This window comes from Pseudocitrobacter sp. 2023LY-00077 (genome assembly GCF_055796175.1).
The window spans coordinates 91,185-110,217 of the sequence record NZ_JBSPEI010000013.1 but is presented as its reverse complement, the minus strand read 5'-3'; the positions used below and the strand labels follow the sequence as shown (position 1 = coordinate 110,217).

Below are 19,033 nucleotides of genomic sequence, written 5' to 3'. Positions count from 1 at the left end.
CACCGCCGATACACCATCGCAACCTTGCCTCACCGCTTTTGCTTTGTGCTATAGTAGCGCCCCTTTTTCAGAATGCTTAATAAATCGCCATGCCAGAATCTTCGTCCACCGTTTTCCCTGCACACCGTTTTTCCATCGCGCCGATGCTCGACTGGACCGACAGACACTGCCGCTATTTCCTGCGCCAGTTGTCGCGCCACACGCTGCTGTACACGGAAATGGTCACCACCGGAGCGATTATTCACGGTAAGGGCGACTACCTGGCCTACAGCGAAGAAGAGCACCCGGTCGCATTACAGCTTGGCGGTAGCGATCCGGCGGCGCTGGCGCAGTGCGCGAAACTGGCAGAAGAGCGTGGTTATGATGAGATTAACCTCAACGTCGGCTGCCCGTCCGATCGCGTACAGAACGGGATGTTCGGCGCCTGTCTGATGGGCAATGCCCAACTGGTCGCCGACTGCGTGAAAGCGATGCGCGATGTGGTATCCATTCCTGTGACGGTGAAAACGCGTATTGGCATCGACGACCAGGATAGCTACGAATTCCTCTGCGACTTTATCAATACGGTGGCCGGACGCGGCGAGTGCGAGATGTTCATCATCCATGCGCGCAAAGCCTGGCTTTCTGGTCTCAGCCCAAAAGAGAACCGTGAGATCCCGCCGCTGGACTATCCGCGCGTGTATCAACTGAAGCGTGACTTCCCGCACCTCACAATGTCGATCAACGGCGGCATTAAATCGCTGGAAGAGGCGAAAACCCATCTGGAACATATGGATGGCGTCATGGTCGGGCGCGAGGCGTACCAGAACCCCGGTATTCTGGCGACGGTCGATCGCGAAATCTTTGGTATCGAAGGTGCGGATGCGGACCCGGTTGCGGTGGTGCGCGCGATGTACCCCTACATCGAACGTGAACTGAGTAACGGCACCTATCTGGGCCACGTGACGCGTCATATGCTGGGTCTGTTCCAGGGCATTCCGGGCGCGCGCCAGTGGCGTCGCTACCTGAGTGAGAACGCCCACAAAGCCGGAGCGGATATCAACGTGCTGGAGCACGCACTGAAGCTGGTTGCCGATAAGCGTTAAAATTTCACTAAAAACTGGTCAAATTCACCACGCCCGGCACGTAGTTGTCGGGCGTTTTTATTGAATATCAATAAGTTAATTTTGGCATGATTCTTGTAATAGCACAGACAGAGAATGACGATATCTTTGGGAGAGAGCCATGTTTGAGCTACTTTTTGTGATTGGATTTTTTGTGATGCTGCTGGTAACGGGCGTTTCACTACTGGGCATTATTGCCGCGCTTTTTGTCGCCACGGCGCTAATGTTTGTCGGCGGCTTATTCGCGCTGATGTTTAAATTACTGCCCTGGTTACTGCTGGCGATTGCCGTGGTATGGGTGATTCGGGCGATTAAAACACCAAAGATCCCCGAGTATCGGAGTAATAACCGTTGGCGTTACTAAGGTATTGAGGGGTTCGTCACACAATAGAAATTTTGCATAAAACTGCATAGGTTTCGCGTAATAAATCTGTCACTATTGCGCCGTTAACGAATTCATCGAGCTGTACCCTACATACAGCCGAACTAAAAAAAGTAAGGGCTTCCCATGTGGAAGCCCTAAGCTTTTCTAGGGGATTAACAGGCTCGAACCCTGTGTCGCCCGGCTCTCAAGAACCTCGTGCGCATGCTTCGCATCCGTCAGCGCAAACTTCTGTTTCTCTGCCACATCCACTTTAATCACACCGCTGGCAATCAACGAGAACAGCTCATTGCTCGCTTCCTGCAACTCTTCGCGCGTTGTCACGTAGCCGTACAGGGAAGGGCGGGTCACGTATAACGAACCTTTCTGGTTGAGAATTCCCAGGTTCACACCCGTGACTGGCCCGGAGGAGTTGCCGAAGCTCACCATCAACCCGCGACGTTGCAGGCAATCCAGCGACGCTTCCCAGGTATCTTTCCCGACCGAGTCATACACCACGCGCACTTTCTTACCGCCGGTAATCTCCTTCACACGTTCGACGATATTCTCATCGCGATAGTTAATCACCTGCCACGCACCGGCCTCGAGCGCACGTTTGCCTTTCTCCGCGCTGCCAACGGTACCGATAAGTTTCGCGCCCAGCGCTTTCGCCCACTGGCAGGCAATCAGCCCTACGCCGCCCGCTGCGGCATGGAACAGGAACGGCTCGTCCGGTTGAATTTCATAGGTTTTGCGCAGCAGATAAAACACCGTCAGTCCTTTCAGGAACGACGCCGCCGCCTGCTCAAAAGTGATGGCATCTGGCAAAATCGCCACCTTATCTTCCGCCACGTTATGCACTGCGCTATAGGCACCCAGCGCAGACTGCGCGTAAACCACCCGATCGCCGATGTTAACGTGTTTCACGTCTTTACCGATTTTCGTCACCACGCCCGCCGCTTCGGTACCCAGGCTGCTTGGCAGCGACGGTGGTGGATAAAGCCCGCTGCGGATGTAGGTATCGATATAGTTAATACCGATAGCCTTGTTCTCGACCTGCACTTCGTGGCTCGCCGGATCGGCGGGGGTGAAGTCTACGGCCTTGAGTACTTCGGGGCCGCCATGCTTGTCAAATTCGATGCGTGTTGCCATGCTTCCTCCTGAACAATGTGGTAATCTTTCGACCCAATCTTTATCTCGGTAACTCCATTCACTATGGCAGCAAATAAACCCTTCAACAAACAACAGACTGAAGCTCGTGAGCGTGATCCTCAGGTCGCCGGGCTGAAAGTGCCGCCGCACTCGATTGAAGCGGAACAGTCGGTGTTGGGCGGTTTGATGCTGGATAACGAACGCTGGGACGATGTCGCCGAGCGTGTTGTCTCTGATGATTTTTATACCCGTCCGCACCGCCATATCTTTACTGAAATGGGGCGCTTACAGGAAACTGGCAGCCCGATCGACCTGATTACGCTCGCGGAATCGCTGGAGCGTCAGGGGCAGCTTGATAGCGTTGGCGGTTTTGCTTATCTGGCGGAGTTGTCAAAAAATACGCCAAGTGCCGCGAATATCAGCGCCTACGCCGATATCGTGCGCGAACGTGCCGTTGTCCGTGAGATGATTTCGGTGGCGAATGAAATCGCCGAAGCCGGGTTTGATCCTCAGGGGCGCACCAGCGAAGACTTGCTCGATCTCGCGGAATCCCGCGTCTTTAAAATCGCGGAAAGCCGCGCCAATAAAGATGAAGGCCCGAAAAATATTGCCGATGTGCTGGATGCCACCGTCGCGCGTATCGAGCAACTTTTTCAGCAGCCGCACGATGGTGTGACGGGTGTAAACACAGGTTATGACGATCTCAATAAAAAAACCGCGGGGCTGCAACCGTCGGATTTGATTATCGTCGCCGCGCGTCCGTCGATGGGTAAAACGACATTTGCGATGAACCTCGTCGAAAATGCGGCGATGTTGCAGGATAAGCCGGTGTTGATCTTCTCGCTGGAAATGCCATCGGAACAGATTATGATGCGTTCTCTGGCGTCACTGTCGCGCGTCGATCAAACCAAAATCCGTACCGGTCAGTTGGATGATGAAGACTGGGCGCGAATTTCCGGCACCATGGGCATTCTGCTTGAGAAGCGTAACATCTACATCGATGACTCCTCCGGCCTGACGCCGACGGAAGTGCGCTCCCGCGCGCGTCGTATTGCCCGCGAACATGATGGCATTGGCCTTATCATGATCGACTACCTTCAGCTGATGCGCGTGCCGTCGCTCTCCGACAACCGTACGCTGGAAATCGCGGAAATCTCCCGTTCACTCAAAGCGTTAGCAAAAGAATTACATGTGCCGGTGGTGGCGCTGTCGCAGCTTAACCGTTCACTGGAACAACGTGCCGATAAACGCCCGGTCAACTCCGACCTGCGTGAATCCGGCTCAATCGAACAGGATGCCGACTTAATCATGTTTATCTACCGTGATGAGGTTTATCACGAAAACAGTGACTTAAAAGGTATCGCCGAGATTATTATCGGTAAGCAGCGTAACGGTCCGATCGGTACCGTGCGTCTTACCTTTAACGGGCAATGGTCGCGTTTCGATAACTACGCGGGCCCGCAGTACGACGACGAATAACAAGATTGATTCAGGTAACTCAAGCAAACACTTTTCAAGGAACACAAATGCAAGCGGCAACTGTAGTGATTAACCGCCGCGCTCTGCGACACAATCTGCAACGTCTGCGTGAACTGGCGCCCGCCAGCAAACTGGTTGCGGTGGTGAAAGCGAACGCCTACGGACACGGTCTTCTGGAGACCGCGCGAACGCTCCCCGATGCCGACGCCTTTGGCGTCGCACGTCTGGAAGAGGCCCTGCGGTTGCGCGAGGGCGGCATTACGCAACCCATCTTACTGCTGGAAGGCTTCTTTAACGCCACCGATCTGCCGCTTATCGCTGAACAGCAACTGCATACCGCTGTGCATAATATGGAACAGCTCGAAGCGCTGGAAACCGCGCAGCTCAGCCGCCCGGTAACGGTGTGGATGAAGCTCGACACCGGTATGCATCGGCTGGGTATTCGCCCCGAAGAAGCGGATGCGTTTTACCAGCGTCTGAGCCAGTGTAAAAATGTCAGTCAGCCGGTCAACATCGTCAGCCACTTTGCGCGTGCCGATGAACCCGAGTGCGGCGCGACGGAAAAACAGCTCGATATCTTCAACACTTTCTGTGAAGGCAAGCCGGGGAAACGCTCTATCGCAGCGTCTGGCGGCATTTTGCTGTGGCCACAGTCGCATTTCGACTGGGCGCGTCCGGGCATCATTCTCTATGGCGTATCGCCGCTGGAACAAAAGCCCTGGGGGCCGGATTTCGGCTTCCAGCCGGTGATGTCGCTGACCTCCAGCCTGATTGCCGTGCGCGAGCATAAAGCCGGTGAGCCGGTCGGCTACGGCGGTACCTGGGTCAGCGAGCGTGATACGCGGCTGGGCGTGGTGGCGATGGGCTATGGCGACGGCTATCCGCGCGCTGCGCCGTCCGGCACCCCGGTGCTGGTTAATGGCCGTGAAGTGCCGATTGTCGGTCGCGTGGCGATGGATATGATCTGCGTTGACCTGGGGCCAGAAGCGCAGGATAAAGCGGGCTATCCGGTGGTGATGTGGGGCGAAGGGCTGCCCGTTGAACGCATCGCGGAAATCACAAAAGTGAGTGCTTACGAACTTATCACGCGTCTGACGTCGCGCGTGGCGATGAAGTATATTGATTGATTGTGCGGTTTGGCGTGGTGCCGGGTGGCGGCTGCGCCTTACCCGGCCTACTATTTGATAACATCCGGCGACAACATCCTCTCGACCTTCTCCCGCTTCCGGTTTATTGTGTAATTACCTGCCTTCTGTAAACCTGGAGAACCACCTCGTGTTTCAAAAAGTTGACGCCTACGCTGGCGACCCTATTCTTTCGCTGATGGAGCGTTTCAAAGAGGATCCGCGCAGCGATAAAGTGAACCTCAGTATCGGTCTGTACTACAACGAAGAGGGCATCATCCCCCAGCTTCAGGCCGTTGCTGATGCGGAGAAGCGCCTTGCCGCCGAGCCGCATAGCGCCTCGCTTTACCTACCAATGGAAGGGCTGAACAGCTACCGTCAGGCCATTGCGCCGCTACTGTTTGGTGCCGACCATCCGGTGCTGGCGCAGAAACGCGTCGCCACCATTCAGACGCTGGGCGGTTCCGGTGCGCTGAAAGTGGGGGCGGATTTCCTCAAGCGCTACTTCCCGGATTCCGGCGTCTGGGTCAGCGATCCGACCTGGGAAAACCACGTCGCTATCTTTGAAGGCGCGGGCTTTACGGTCAAAACCTATCCGTGGTTTGACGGTGAGACCAATGGCGTGCGTTTTGACGCGCTGCTGGAAACCCTCAACACGTTGCCTGCGCAAAGCATCGTGCTGCTGCATCCGTGCTGCCACAATCCAACCGGCGCGGACCTGACGAACAGTCAGTGGGATGCGGTGACGGAGGTGCTGAAGGCGCGTAACCTGATCCCGTTCCTTGATATCGCCTATCAGGGCTTTGGCGGCGGCATGGAGCAGGATGCCTATGCCATCCGTACGATTGCGGCGGCGGGCTTACCGGTGCTGGTGAGTAACTCATTTTCAAAAATTTTCTCGTTGTACGGTGAGCGTATCGGCGGCTTGTCCGTGGTCTGCGAAGATGCTGATGCGGCAGGGCGCGTGCTGGGCCAGTTGAAGGCGACGGTACGTCGTAACTACTCCAGCCCGCCGACGACCGGTGCGCAGCTTGTGTCTACCGTGTTGAACGACGACGTGCTGAAGGCCTCGTGGCTGGCGGAAGTGGAAGCCATGCGCGCGCGTATTCTGGACATGCGTCGGGCGCTGGTGAACGTACTGAAAGAAGCCATGCCGGACGGGAATTTCGATTACCTCCTCAAGCAACGCGGTATGTTCAGCTATACCGGCCTGAGCGCGGCACAGGTTGATCGCCTGCGTGATGAGTTTGGCGTCTACCTGATTGCCAGCGGTCGTATGTGTGTTGCCGGGCTGAATTCCCGTAACGTGCATCGCGTCGCGCAGGCATTTGCGGCGGTAATGTAAGCGAGTACTTACTCTTCATGCGGCATTGCTGCCGCATGAAGAGTCCCTCCACGCAAAAGTGTGATCCCTTATCCTTTTTCCAGGATAAATCCTGGAAAATCCTTCCCTTCACACCCTGTAACCGTTAAGGTCTTTCTAATTTTTTGAAGTATCACTCACTTTAAAACAAAAACAAGACGACGATTTAGGGAAAACTATGCGCAAGATCACACAGGCGCTGAGCGCCGTTTGTTTGTTGTTCGCGTTAAATAACACGGTTACCGCTCACGCTTCATCACCTTCTCCGCTTTATCCGGGTACGGATGTCGCTAAACTGGCCGAACAGGCACCCATCCACTGGGTATCAGTGGCGCAAATTGAAAACAGCCTGATGAATCATCCACCGATGGCAGTGGGTTTTGATATCGACGATACGGTGCTGTTTTCCAGCCCCGGCTTCTGGCGCGGGCAGAAAACCTGGTCTCCGGGCAGCGAAGAGTATCTGAAGAATCCTGCATTCTGGGAAAAAATGAACAACGGCTGGGATGAGTTCAGCATTCCGAAAGAAGTGGCCCGTTCACTGATTGCGATGCACGTGAAGCGCGGTGACAGCATCTATTTCGTTACCGGGCGTAGCGAAACCAAAACCGAAACGGTCTCCAAAACGTTGCAGGACTATTTCCTGATCCCGGCGACCAGCATGAATCCGGTCATTTTTGCCGGTGACAAACCGGGTCAGAATACCAAAACACAGTGGCTGAAAGAGAAGGGCGTGAAGGTCTTCTACGGCGATTCGGATAACGATATCTCGGCGGCGCGTGAAGCCGGTGCCCGTGGTATCCGCGTGCTGCGCGCCTCAAACTCCACGTATCGACCGCTGCCGCAGGCGGGCAAGTACAATGAAGAAGTGATTGTTAATTCTGAGTACTAAACGCCCCCCTGTAAATAAATGATGCTTTTTTAGTCAAAAATCAGTCGCCGGAAGGTTTCACCTTTCGGCGACTTGTTGCACACTGAGGTGATGACGTTTGGCACACCGTGGCTCGTGAGACTAAGAGGTATAATATGACCAGTTCGGATCTTTTGGTGTACTGCATGGCGAAGAGTGGCGCAGAGCAAAGCGTACACAGCGACTGGAAAGCGACGCAGATTAAGGTCGCGGATGTGCTTTTTGCGATGGTCAAAGAGGTGGAAGAACGCCCGGCGGTGTCGTTGAAAACCAGCCCTGAGCTGGCAGAGCTGCTGCGCCAGCAGCACAGCGATGTGCGTCCCAGCCGTCATCTCAATAAAGCGCACTGGAGCACGGTTTACCTCGACGGCACGTTGCCGGATTCGCAAATTTACTATCTGGTGGATGCCTCGTATCAGCAGGCAATCACGCTGCTGCCGGAACAAACCCGGCAGCAGCTAGTGAAATGACTACTTCAGCATCGGTTTAAGGAAACGCGCCGTATGTGAGGCTTCGCATTCGGCGACGGTTTCTGGCGTGCCGGAGACGAGAATCTCCCCGCCGCCGCTACCGCCTTCCGGGCCGAGGTCAACAATCCAGTCGGCGGTTTTGATCACATCAAGGTTGTGCTCAATTACCACGATGGTGTTGCCCTGGTCGCGCAGCTGGTGCAGCACTTCCAGCAGTTGCTGAATATCCGCGAAATGCAGGCCGGTGGTCGGCTCATCAAGAATGTACAGCGTCTGCCCGGTACCTCGTTTAGAGAGCTCACGCGCCAGTTTGACGCGCTGGGCTTCACCACCCGATAGCGTCGTCGCCGCCTGGCCGAGACGAATGTAGGTCAGGCCGACATCCATCAGGGTTTGCAGCTTACGCGCCAGCGCCGGTACAGCATCGAAGAACTCACGTGCTTCTTCGATGGTCATATCCAGCACTTCGTGGATGGTTTTGCCTTTGTACTTAATCTCCAGCGTTTCGCGGTTATAGCGTTTGCCTTTGCACTGGTCACACGGCACGTAGATATCCGGCAGGAAGTGCATTTCGACTTTGATCACGCCATCGCCCTGACACGCTTCGCAGCGCCCGCCGCGTACGTTAAAGCTGAAACGCCCCGGCGTATAGCCGCGCGCGCGTGATTCCGGCACGCCCGCAAACAACTCACGCACAGGCGTAAAGACGCCGGTGTAGGTTGCCGGGTTAGAGCGCGGCGTACGGCCAATTGGGCTTTGGTCGATGTCGATGACTTTGTCGAAGTGCTCAAGCCCCTGAACATCGCGATACGGCGCAGGTTCGGCGATAGTCGCGCCGTTAAGCTGGCGCTGAGCAATCGGGAACAAGGTGTCGTTAATCAGCGTAGATTTTCCGGAACCGGATACCCCGGTGATACAGGTGAACAGGCCGACGGGCAGCGTCAACGTGACATCTTTCAGGTTGTTGCCGCGCGCGCCGCTCAGTTTCAGCACTTTCGCAGGGTCCGCCGGTACGCGATTTTTCGGCACTTCGATTTTACGTTTGCCGCTCATGAACTGGCCGGTTAACGACTCTGGCACTGCCATGATGTCGTCCAGCGTCCCTTCTGCGACAACCTGACCACCGTGTACACCCGCGCCCGGTCCGATGTCGATAACGTGGTCAGCGGCGCGGATCGCATCTTCGTCGTGTTCGACCACGATCACCGTGTTACCGAGGTTACGCAGGTGAATCAATGTGCCGAGCAGACGTTCGTTGTCGCGCTGGTGCAGGCCGATGGAAGGCTCATCCAGCACGTACATCACGCCGACTAACCCTGCGCCAATCTGGCTCGCCAGACGGATACGCTGGGCTTCACCGCCGGAAAGGGTTTCTGCCGAGCGGGAGAGCGTGAGGTAGTTCAGGCCAACGTTGACCAAAAACTTCAGGCGATCGCCAATCTCTTTCAGCACTTTTTCAGCGATTTTCGCGCGCTGGCCGGAAAGTTTCAGATTATTGAAGAAGTCCATCGCATGGCCGATGCTCATGTCGGAGATGGTCGGCAGCGGAGTGTTTTCAACGTACACGTGGCGCGCTTCGCGACGCAGACGCGTGCCGTCGCAGCTGGTGCATGGACGGTTGCTGATGAATTTCGCCAGCTCTTCGCGCACCGCGCTGGATTCCGTCTCTTTGTAGCGGCGTTCCATGTTGTGCAGCACGCCTTCAAACGGATGACGACGCACGGAGGTATCGCCGCGATCGTTCATATATTTGAATTCGATAGATTCTTTACCGGAACCGTACAGCACCACTTTCTGCACTGACGCATTCAGGCTGCCCCACGGCGCTTCAACGTCGAAATCATAATGCTCCGCCAGCGAGCGCAGCATCTGGAAATAGTAGAAATTACGGCGATCCCAACCGCGAATTGCGCCACCCGCCAGCGATAGCTCCGGATTCTGAATGATGCGGTCCGGGTCGAAATATTGCTGCACGCCCAGACCGTCACAGGTTGGGCACGCGCCCGCCGGGTTGTTGAACGAGAACAGACGCGGTTCCAGTTCGCTCATGCTATAGCCGCAAATCGGGCAGGCGAAGTTGGCGGAGAAGAGCAGTTCGTCCGCTTTCGGATCGTCCATATCAGAGACGATCGCCGTGCCGCCGGAAAGCTCCAGCGCGGTTTCAAACGACTCGGCCAGACGCTGCGCCAGGTCTTCGCGCACCTTGAAGCGGTCGATAACCACTTCAATGGTGTGTTTCTTTTGCAGTTCCAGCGTCGGCGGATCGGACAGGTCACACACTTCGCCATCGATACGCGCGCGGATGTAGCCCTGGCTTGCCAGGTTTTCCAGCGTTTTGGTGTGCTCGCCTTTACGCTCTTTAATGATTGGCGCCAGCAGCATCAGGCGTTTGCCTTCCGGCTGCGTCAGCACGTTGTCTACCATCTGGCTGACGGTTTGCGCCGCCAACGGCACGTCGTGATCGGGGCAGCGCGGCTCGCCTACGCGAGCATAAAGCAGACGCAGGTAGTCGTGAATTTCGGTAATGGTCCCGACCGTGGAACGCGGGTTATGGGAGGTCGACTTCTGCTCAATAGAGATAGCAGGCGACAGCCCTTCAATATGATCGACATCCGGCTTCTCCATCAGCGACAGGAACTGGCGCGCATACGCAGAAAGCGATTCGACGTAGCGACGCTGCCCCTCGGCGTAAAGGGTGTCGAAAGCCAGTGAAGATTTGCCAGACCCCGACAGCCCGGTAACGACAATCAGTTTGTCGCGCGGGATGATGAGGTTGATATTTTTGAGATTATGGGTGCGGGCGCCCCGAACTTCGATCTTATCCATTTACCTTTCCCGGTAGAGACTCGGCTTGCCAGATTTGCTTGAAGGACAAACGGCGGAAACGGCTAATTATGACACAACTCACCCTGAATGAATATACAGTAGTGGAATGTGCATTCCAGAGTTGAGTGTAAGATATTCAACGTAAACGAGTTTAGTGGAATCACCGTCGCATGCTATCAAAACGCCTCTTTGAAATGCTACAATCGCGCGTTTACACTATTAAGAAACACATTCAGGAGAGACAATCATGGCCAGCAGAGGCGTAAACAAGGTGATTCTCGTCGGTAATCTGGGCCAGGACCCGGAAGTACGCTACATGCCGAATGGTGGCGCAGTTGCCAACATTACGCTGGCTACTTCCGAATCCTGGCGTGATAAAGCGACCGGTGAAATGAAAGAGCAGACTGAATGGCACCGTGTTGTGCTGTTCGGCAAACTCGCGGAAGTTGCGGGTGAATACCTGCGTAAAGGCTCTCAGGTTTATATTGAAGGCCAGCTGCGTACCCGTAAATGGACCGATCAGTCCGGCGTTGAAAAATACACCACTGAAGTGGTCGTCAACGTTGGCGGCACTATGCAGATGCTGGGTGGCCGTCAGGGCGGTGGCGCACCGGCAGGTGGTCAGGGTCAGCAGCAGGGCGGTTGGGGCCAGCCTCAGCAGCCGCAGGGCGGCAACCAGTTCAGCGGCGGCGCGCAGTCTCGCCCGCAGCAGCAGGCCGCTCCGGCACCGTCTAACGAACCGCCGATGGATTTCGACGACGATATCCCGTTCTGATTTTCAGACATAAAAAAACCTGCGAAAGCAGGTTTTTTTATGGATAAAATTTTTATCAGGTCAACACCATCGGCCATTCTGGCGGTGTCTGGCTCATCACTTCCACCATCACCTCTTTGATGTTATTGCAGATAGTCGCAATATCCACCATCGTAATTCCCAGCAACCCCGTTGCGAACCAGCAGGCCGACGCCACGCCCAGCGCGCTACAAATCACCGCGAGGCCCGCGTAATCAGCTTTGCGTAAGCGGATTTTCAGAGTACTGGCAAGGAACATCAGAATGGCGCTGAAAAGCGGCCAGCGTAACAGTACGACACCTGTAGAGATAGAAACCATGAGACCTTATCCTCAGAGATAAACGGTATGCCCTGACAGCGCGGCGTTCTCACGGAGGTGTAGTCCACTCTGGCTATCGACAGGCATTCACAAATGATATGAAACGCTGTTTTTGTTTCACTCTATAGTGTGAACTATATCACAATCGCTGTTTTATTCACCAGAGGTAAACGCAGCAAATTGCGCCATTTATCGCTGACAATAGTTACATAAGGAAAGGGCTCTGTTTTACCTGTAGGCCGGATAAGCGCAGCGCTATCCGGCGTGATACTCATGCTGACAGACGGTGGCGATAGTCGCTCGGCGTGCGGTCGAATTCACGGCGGAAAACACGTGAGAAGGTCTGCTGGGAAACATAACCCAGATCCATCGCAATATCGAAAATCGGGCGCTGGGTATTACGCAACTCCTGCGCAGCCAATAACAGACGACGCTGGCGAATGTAGTCGCCCAGCGTTTGATGCATCTCGGTGCGGAACATCCGTTGCAGATACCATTTCGAATACCCGGATTTTTTCGCCACGATATCAATGTTAAGTGGTTGATCGATATGTTCATCTATCCATTCGATAAGCGTTTGAATAATTTCCCGATGGGACATAAGGCTCTCCCCGTTGTCTATTTTTGCTTCAACTTTTGTCTTGCTGGCGAGTATAATTCCTCAAGTTAACTTGAGGTAAAGCAGAAAATGGAAAAAAAACCAACGCGCATTAAAACGCTGCTCACGCCGGGTGAAGTCGCCAGACGTACCGGGGTTGCCGTCTCCGCTTTGCACTTCTATGAGAGCAAAGGGCTCATCCGCAGCCAGCGCAACGCGGGCAATCAGCGGCGATACAAACGTGACGTACTGCGCTATGTGGCAATCATTAAAATCGCGCAGCGGCTGGGCATCCCGCTCGCCACGATCGGCGAGTCGCTGGGCGTGGTGCCCGAAGGGCATACGCTGGGGCAAAAAGACTGGAAACGGCTGACCACTCAGTGGCGTCAGGAGCTGGATAAACGCATTCACTCGATGGAAGCGCTACGCGATCAGCTTGATGGCTGCATCGGTTGCGGCTGTATGTCGCTGCGTGACTGCCCGCTGCGTAACCCTGGCGACAAACTGGGGGAAGAAGGAACGGGCGCGCGCCTGCTGGAAGACGAATAAAAAACGAAAGCGCCACAACTGGGCGCTTTCGTATGTTCCGGTCTTTGTCTTTCGCTCTATCCCACTGGTTCATGGGAGGGTTTCCCCCGACATCAGCATCCCTCGGTCGAGCTACGGGTTGGAGGTTCCGGTTTGTGCTGACACTTTAAGTCTACCTCTCCTCCCCCTGTTCGCCAGTCAGATTGACGTTTTTTTCGCCGCAATTTTTACGGGGATTGCCGTCTGTTCCTATAGTTAATTTGAACAAACCTGCGGAGAAAACCATGTTAACCGTCCACCATCTGAACCAATCCCGCTCGCAGCGCGTGCTCTGGGCGCTGGAAGAGTTGAACCTGCCTTACCAGATTGTCCGCTATCAGCGCGGGGCTGATATGCTGGCTCCTGACTCTCTGAAAAAAATCCATCCGCTGGGTAAATCGCCGATTGTCGAGAATGACGGCCACGTTATCGCTGAATCTGGCGCGATCCTCGAATATCTCCAGGAAATCGGCGATCCCGAAAGCCGCTTTAAACCGCAGGATATCGAAGGAAAATTGCAGTATCGCTTCTGGCTGCACTATGCCGAAGGCTCGTTGATGTCGCTCATGATGATCAAGCTGGTTTTGCAGATGCTGGGCAAATCCCCGGTGCCGTTGGGGTTGCGCACGGTGGGGAAAGTGCTGGGAACGGGCGTTCAGAAAGCCTGGCTGAATAATCAGATTGCCACGCATGCCGGGTTTATCGAGTCGCATCTTGCGAAAACGCCGTGGTTTGCGGGGGAAAACCCGAGCATGGCGGACATCCAGATGAGTTTTCCACTGTTTGCGCTGCTTTCTCGCGGTGGGATACCGTCTCTGCCCAATATCGCCGCATGGAAGGCGCGTGTGGAAGCGCGTCCGGCCTGGCAGCAGGCGATTGAAAAGGGCGGTCCCTTTTCACTACCTGGCGAATAGCGCCCGATTTGCAACGAAATTGTTGTCGGATTGCGCATGAACGATAACGTTTGCGCACAGGTTGGCGATTTCTTCATCGTCATAAGCGAAATTTAGCGAAATGGCGTAAACATCAGTTGAAAATGGTGCCATAAAAACCAGATAATCGTTTGCCTTAAAATTCTGACGCCTTCTTCTGGCATTTTTGACGTTTTATGCTTAGTCGATTTGCCGGTGTCGTCCAGAAAGTACCCATTCTGCATGTGCAGCGTGGAAGGTAACGCTCAACCGTTTTGTATGCGCGGAGTTAAACGTTTGCTTTTTTGCGGCTCCCCTTTGCCGCGAGGTTTAAGCACAAGGAGATGACGTTTAACTGTCAGTGGATGCTCCACCACGTATGCGAACGAATGATAAAAATTTTCAGGGGATGTTTTCTATGTCTACGCCTTCAGCGCGTACCGGCGGTTCACTCGACGCCTGGTTTAAAATTTCTGCTCGTGGTAGCTCCGTTCGTCAGGAGATTGTCGCCGGTCTTACCACCTTCCTGGCGATGGTCTATTCCGTTATCGTCGTGCCGGGGATGCTGGGCAAAGCGGGCTTCCCGCCTGCTGCGGTCTTCGTAGCCACCTGTCTGGTGGCGGGCGTCGGCTCCATCGTGATGGGACTGTGGGCGAACCTGCCGCTGGCTATTGGCTGTGCTATCTCACTGACCGCGTTCACCGCGTTCAGTCTGGTGCTGGGTCAGCACATCAGCATTCCGGTCGCGCTCGGCGCGGTCTTCCTGATGGGTGTTCTGTTTACCATTATTTCTGCGACGGGCATCCGTAGCTGGATTTTGCGCAATTTGCCGCAGGGCATCGCGCACGGCACCGGTATCGGTATCGGCCTGTTCCTGCTGCTGATTGCGGCAAACGGCGTTGGCCTGGTGATTAAGAACCCGCTGGATGGTCTGCCAGTTGCGCTGGGTCACTTCGCCAGCTTCCCGGTGATTATGTCGCTGGTCGGTCTGGCGATGATTATTGGCCTCGAAAAACTGAAAGTACCGGGCGGCATCCTGCTGACCATCATCGGTGTGTCGATTGTCGGCCTGATTTTTGACCCGAATGTACACTTCTCCGGTTTCTTCGCCATGCCTTCTCTGAGCGATGACAACGGTAACTCCCTGATTGGCAGCCTGGATATTATGGGCGCGCTGAACCCGATCGTGCTGCCAAGCGTACTGGCGCTGGTGATGACGGCGGTGTTCGATGCCACCGGCACCATTCGTGCCGTAGCGGGTCAGGCTAACCTGCTGGACAAAGACGGGCAGATCATCAACGGCGGCAAAGCGCTGACCACTGACTCCCTGAGCAGCGTGTTCTCCGCGTTTGTTGGCGCAGCGCCAGCGGCAGTGTATATCGAATCTGCGGCCGGTACGGCGGCGGGCGGCAAAACGGGCTTAACGGCGATCACCGTCGGCGTTCTGTTCCTGCTGATCCTGTTCCTCTCTCCGCTTTCTTACCTGGTTCCGGCCTATGCCACCGCTCCGGCGCTGATGTACGTCGGCCTGCTGATGCTGAGCAACGTGGCACGCATCGATTTCAACGACTTTGTTGATGCGATGTCTGGCCTGATTACCGCCGTTTTCATCGTGCTGACCTGTAACATCGTGACCGGCATTATGATCGGTTTCGCCACGCTGGTGATTGGCCGCGTGGTATCGGGCGAATGGCGTAAGCTGAACGTTGGCACTATCGTGATTGCGGTGGCGCTGGTGGCGTTTTATGCGGGCGGCTGGGCGATTTAAATCATATTACTGCGTGCTTTGTAGGCCTGATAAGCGCAGCGCCATCAGGCTATTTGCAGCATGCTCCCTACAGTTCCTCTAAAGCGGCCTCACGGCCGCTTTTTTTATCCCCGAATTACAGCAGTTCCCTTGCCGCCGCGATGATATCATCCCGCGTCAGCCCATACTCCTGCTCGAGAAAATCCTGCGTTCCTACCTGACCATAACGCTCTTTCACACCCACGCGACGCATCGGGACCGGGCAGGTTTCCACCAGGACTTCCGCCACTGCCGAGCCCAGCCCGTTATGAATGCTGTGGTTTTCACAGGTGACAATTCGCCCGGTTTTCTCGGCATAGTTCTTCACCAGCATCCGATCTATTGGCTTGAGCGTAAACATATCAATAACGGCGGCGCTCACCCCTTCAGCAGACAGTTTTTCCGCCGCTTCCAGCGCTTTCGCCACCATAATGCCGTTGGCGATCAACGTGATGTCATTGCCGTCGCGCAGGACGTTTCCTTTGCCGATGGTGAATGTCGAGCCCTCCTGATACACCGTTGGCGCCTGTTTGCGGATGGTACGTACCCAGTAGAAACCCTCCAGGGTGGCGAGTTGGCGCAGAACATCTTTAAACATCACCGCGTCAGTGACTTCCAGCACCACGGAGTGCGCCAGCCCGCGCACAATGCCCATATCCTCAAACGACATATGCGTGCCGCCGTTGTGGCAAGCGGTGACGCCCGCGTCAGAGGCGATCACTTTGACGTTATTGCGCTGATAATCCAGCGACATAAACAACTGGTCGAAACAGCGGCGGCTGGCGAATGCGGTAAACGTGTGGACGAAGGGTTTCCGCCCGGTTAGCGCCAGCCCTGCTGCGGTGCCAATCACGTTGGCCTCCATGATCCCGCAGTTGATGACATGCCGGGGGAATTCACGCTGCACACTATCCATCGCCATCGAACTCATCAGGTCTGCCTCCAGCGCGATAATCTCGCTGCCCGCGTTGACCTGCTCCGCGATAAAACCCGCGTAGACCTTACGCATTTCAATGGTGTCTTTCTCTCCCGCAGGTGCAACCTTAATCATACGCGGCCTCCAGTTGGCGAATTGATTCATTCAGCGCTTCTCGCATTTCATCATTCAGGCGCAGATGGTGGGTGTTGATCAGACTTTCCAGATAAGGCACGCCTTGCCCTTTCACACTATCGAGGATCACGATGCGGGGACGGTCATCTCCGCTGCGTACCGGGCGGGTGACGGCCTGAATCGCTGCAATATCGTCGCCTTTCACCGTTTGCACATCGAAACCGAAAGCATGGAATTTTTCCGCAAGATCGAAGGGGGCAATAATGTCGTCCAGTTCGCCGTCCAGTTGCTGCTTGTTCCAGTCGATATACACCAGCAGGTTGTTCAGCTTATGGTGGGCGATAAACTGGAACGCTTCCCAGCACTGACCCTCGTTCAGCTCGCCGTCGCCGACGATGCAGAACACGCGGTTCGGGCGGCTGGCGAGTTTATGCGACAGTGCCATGCCCGCCGCGATGGATATCCCCTGGCCGAGCGAGCCGGTCGTGGCGTCCACGCCGCGCGTTTTGAGTCGGTCCGGGTGGCTTGGCAGGCGCGTGCCGTTCTGGTTAAGCGTGGCCAACTCCTCCATCGGGAAATAGCCCTTGATTGCCAGCGTGCTGTACAGCGCTGGGCCCGCATGACCTTTCGACAGGACAAAATAGTCGCGCTGCGGCCAGTCCGGGTCGGCAGGGTCGATACGCATCACATCGCCATACAGCACCGCCAGCGTCTCCACCACCGACATGCTGCCGCCATAGTGACCAAAACCGAGCTGGGTTAAGGATTTCAGCGTGGCAACGCGAATATCGCGCGCCAGTCTTTTCAGTTCATCATGCATTACGATTTTGCTCCTGTGTCTTGCTGCTGCGCGTTAGGTTTACTTTTCACGATGTTGTAGACCACCAGTAGCGCGAACAGGGCTACCACCAGGCCGGTAATCGCCATCGGGGAGAGGTAGCGCGCCAGGTTACCCATAACGATGCCGACGACGCCGAAATCTGCGTCGGAGAAGGTGGTATTCGCGAAGCCAATCGCGCCAAGCACGGGCAACAGCAATACCGGGAGGAAGGTGATCAGCAGGCCATTGGCAAATGCGCCGATCATCGCGCCGCGACGGCCCCCAGTGGCGTTACCAAATACGCCAGCGGTTGCGCCGGTGAAGAAGTGCGGCACGACGCCGGGCAGAATCAGTACCAGCTTGAACTGACCGAGCAGGAACAAACCGACCAGCCCGCCGAGGAAGCTGAACAGGAAACCAATTAACACCGCGTTAGGCGCATACGGATACACCACCGGGCAATCCAGCGCCGGGCGGGCGTTAGGCACCAGTTTTTCCGAGAAGCCGGTAAAGGCCGGGACGATTTCCGCGAGGATTAAACGCACACCCTGCAGAATGATGAACACGCCCGCCGCAAAGGTGATGGCCTGAATGATGGAGTAAACCAGGTAGTTTTGCCCGCCGCTGAGCTGGGTTTCGACATATTCACGTCCGGCACTGACGGCCAGAATCATGTAAATAATGATCATGGTGAGCGAGATAGAGATGGAGCTGTCGCGCAGGAAGCTCAGATTTTTCGGCAGGTTCATTTCTTCAGTAGAGCGAGAACCTTTCCCGCACACGCTGCCAATCCAGCCTGAAAGCACATAACCCAGCGTGCCGAAGTGACCAAATGCGATATCGTCAGTGCCGGTAATACGCTTCATGTAACGCTGTGCCAGCGCCGGGAAGAAAGCCATCACTAACCCGAGAATCAGTGACCCTGTAAACACCAGACCAATGCCGTCGAAGCCCGCCACCGTCAAAATAACGCCGATCATGCACGCCATATAAAACGTATGGTGCCCGGTCAGGAAGATGTACTTCAGACGCGTGAAGCGGGCGACGATGATGTTGGCCACCATGCCGAAGGCCATGATGAGCGCCGTCGATGCGCCATATTTTTCCAGCGCGATAGAGACGATCGCTTCGTTGTTAGGAATGATGCCCTGAATGTTGAATGCATGTTCGAACATACCGCCAAGTGGATTCAGTGAACCCACCAGTACGGATGCGCCGCCGCCCAGCACAATGAAGCCGAGAATGGTTTTGATGGTGCCTTTAACCACATCAGAAAATGATTTTTTCTGTGCCACGAGGCCAATTAAGGCAATTAACCCGACCAGAACGGAAGGGACTTTAAGAATATCGACAACAAAATTTAGCGTTTCAAGGATAAACATATCCGCCTCGCTTTAATC

General features: G+C 55.3%; 18 protein-coding genes. 11 read left to right on the top strand and 7 right to left on the bottom strand.

The window, feature by feature from the left end:
- Window positions 1-89: 89 nt before the first annotated feature.
- Window positions 90-1,085: a tRNA dihydrouridine(20/20a) synthase DusA gene (dusA, locus tag ACWWFX_RS17315; RefSeq protein ID WP_276222149.1), complete on the top strand. Its 996-nt coding sequence runs from the start codon at window positions 90-92 to the stop codon at window positions 1,083-1,085.
- A 139-nt stretch (window positions 1,086-1,224) separates the two neighbouring features.
- Entirely contained in the window at window positions 1,225-1,467 is a 243-nt protein-coding gene (pspG, locus tag ACWWFX_RS17310; protein ID WP_149461781.1) for an envelope stress response protein PspG, read from the top strand.
- A 165-nt stretch (window positions 1,468-1,632) separates the two neighbouring features.
- Here pspG and ACWWFX_RS17305 read toward each other — a convergent pair whose 3' ends face one another.
- Complete coding sequence (locus ACWWFX_RS17305) at window positions 1,633-2,616, bottom strand: quinone oxidoreductase (protein ID WP_456146644.1); 984 nt, start codon at window positions 2,614-2,616, stop codon at window positions 1,633-1,635.
- Between the two features lie 63 nt (window positions 2,617-2,679).
- On the opposite strand from ACWWFX_RS17305, the gene dnaB reads away from it, so the two are divergent.
- From dnaB to ACWWFX_RS17280, 5 genes are all read left to right on the top strand, one after another.
- Window positions 2,680-4,095, top strand: a complete 1,416-nt coding sequence (gene dnaB, locus ACWWFX_RS17300; RefSeq protein ID WP_041686336.1) for a replicative DNA helicase — start codon at window positions 2,680-2,682, stop codon at window positions 4,093-4,095.
- A 47-nt stretch (window positions 4,096-4,142) separates the two neighbouring features.
- Complete coding sequence (alr, locus tag ACWWFX_RS17295) at window positions 4,143-5,222, top strand: alanine racemase (RefSeq protein ID WP_473224360.1); 1,080 nt, start codon at window positions 4,143-4,145, stop codon at window positions 5,220-5,222.
- 148 nt (window positions 5,223-5,370) lie between these two features.
- Entirely contained in the window at window positions 5,371-6,564 is a 1,194-nt protein-coding gene (gene tyrB / locus ACWWFX_RS17290; protein ID WP_473224359.1) for an aromatic amino acid transaminase, read from the top strand.
- A 196-nt stretch (window positions 6,565-6,760) separates the two neighbouring features.
- On the top strand, window positions 6,761-7,474 hold the full coding sequence (aphA, locus tag ACWWFX_RS17285; RefSeq protein ID WP_276222139.1) for an acid phosphatase AphA: 714 nt from the start codon (window positions 6,761-6,763) through the stop codon (window positions 7,472-7,474).
- 134 nt (window positions 7,475-7,608) lie between these two features.
- Window positions 7,609-7,962: an MmcQ/YjbR family DNA-binding protein gene (locus ACWWFX_RS17280; protein WP_015966317.1), complete on the top strand. Its 354-nt coding sequence runs from the start codon at window positions 7,609-7,611 to the stop codon at window positions 7,960-7,962.
- Here ACWWFX_RS17280 and uvrA read toward each other — a convergent pair whose 3' ends face one another.
- Entirely contained in the window at window positions 7,963-10,788 is a 2,826-nt protein-coding gene (gene uvrA, locus ACWWFX_RS17275; protein ID WP_456146641.1) for an excinuclease ABC subunit UvrA, read from the bottom strand.
- Between the two features lie 247 nt (window positions 10,789-11,035).
- Here uvrA and ssb1 point away from each other — a divergent pair, with 247 nt between their 5' ends.
- Window positions 11,036-11,563, top strand: a complete 528-nt coding sequence (gene ssb1, locus ACWWFX_RS17270) for a single-stranded DNA-binding protein SSB1 (protein WP_149461788.1) — start codon at window positions 11,036-11,038, stop codon at window positions 11,561-11,563.
- 55 nt (window positions 11,564-11,618) lie between these two features.
- Here the strand turns inward: ssb1 and ACWWFX_RS17265 are convergent, their stop codons facing one another.
- On the bottom strand, window positions 11,619-11,900 hold the full coding sequence (locus ACWWFX_RS17265) for a YjcB family protein (protein WP_015966314.1): 282 nt from the start codon (window positions 11,898-11,900) through the stop codon (window positions 11,619-11,621).
- 271 nt (window positions 11,901-12,171) lie between these two features.
- A complete protein-coding gene (soxS, locus tag ACWWFX_RS17260) occupies window positions 12,172-12,501 on the bottom strand; it encodes a superoxide response transcriptional regulator SoxS (protein ID WP_276222132.1) in 330 nt (109 codons plus the stop codon).
- An 87-nt stretch (window positions 12,502-12,588) separates the two neighbouring features.
- On the opposite strand from soxS, the gene soxR reads away from it, so the two are divergent.
- The 3 genes from soxR to ACWWFX_RS17245 all read left to right on the top strand — a co-directional run bounded on the left by soxR (window position 12,589) and on the right by ACWWFX_RS17245 (window position 15,744).
- Window positions 12,589-13,047 (top strand): redox-sensitive transcriptional activator SoxR, encoded by a 459-nt coding sequence (gene soxR, locus ACWWFX_RS17255; protein WP_015966312.1) that lies wholly within the window; start codon window positions 12,589-12,591, stop codon window positions 13,045-13,047.
- Window positions 13,048-13,310: 263 nt separating this feature from the next.
- Window positions 13,311-13,979, top strand: a complete 669-nt coding sequence (locus tag ACWWFX_RS17250; protein ID WP_473224358.1) for a glutathione S-transferase family protein — start codon at window positions 13,311-13,313, stop codon at window positions 13,977-13,979.
- Between the two features lie 415 nt (window positions 13,980-14,394).
- On the top strand, window positions 14,395-15,744 hold the full coding sequence (locus ACWWFX_RS17245) for an NCS2 family permease (RefSeq protein ID WP_276222128.1): 1,350 nt from the start codon (window positions 14,395-14,397) through the stop codon (window positions 15,742-15,744).
- Between the two features lie 115 nt (window positions 15,745-15,859).
- On the opposite strand, the gene ACWWFX_RS17240 is transcribed toward ACWWFX_RS17245, so the two are convergent.
- From ACWWFX_RS17240 to ACWWFX_RS17230, 3 genes are read right to left on the bottom strand one after another with little or no spacing between them, the layout of a single operon-like run.
- Window positions 15,860-16,813, bottom strand: a complete 954-nt coding sequence (locus ACWWFX_RS17240) for a transketolase family protein (protein ID WP_473224357.1) — start codon at window positions 16,811-16,813, stop codon at window positions 15,860-15,862.
- Window positions 16,806-17,633 carry a transketolase gene (locus ACWWFX_RS17235; protein ID WP_473224356.1) on the bottom strand — a complete coding sequence of 276 codons (828 nt, stop codon included), beginning with the start codon at window positions 17,631-17,633 and terminating at the stop codon, window positions 16,806-16,808. Before ACWWFX_RS17235 ends, ACWWFX_RS17240 begins: the two co-directional genes overlap by 8 nt.
- Window positions 17,633-19,015: a PTS ascorbate transporter subunit IIC gene (locus ACWWFX_RS17230; protein ID WP_473224355.1), complete on the bottom strand. Its 1,383-nt coding sequence runs from the start codon at window positions 19,013-19,015 to the stop codon at window positions 17,633-17,635. The genes ACWWFX_RS17235 and ACWWFX_RS17230 overlap by 1 nt, the downstream gene beginning before the upstream one ends.
- Window positions 19,016-19,033 lie beyond the last annotated feature (18 nt).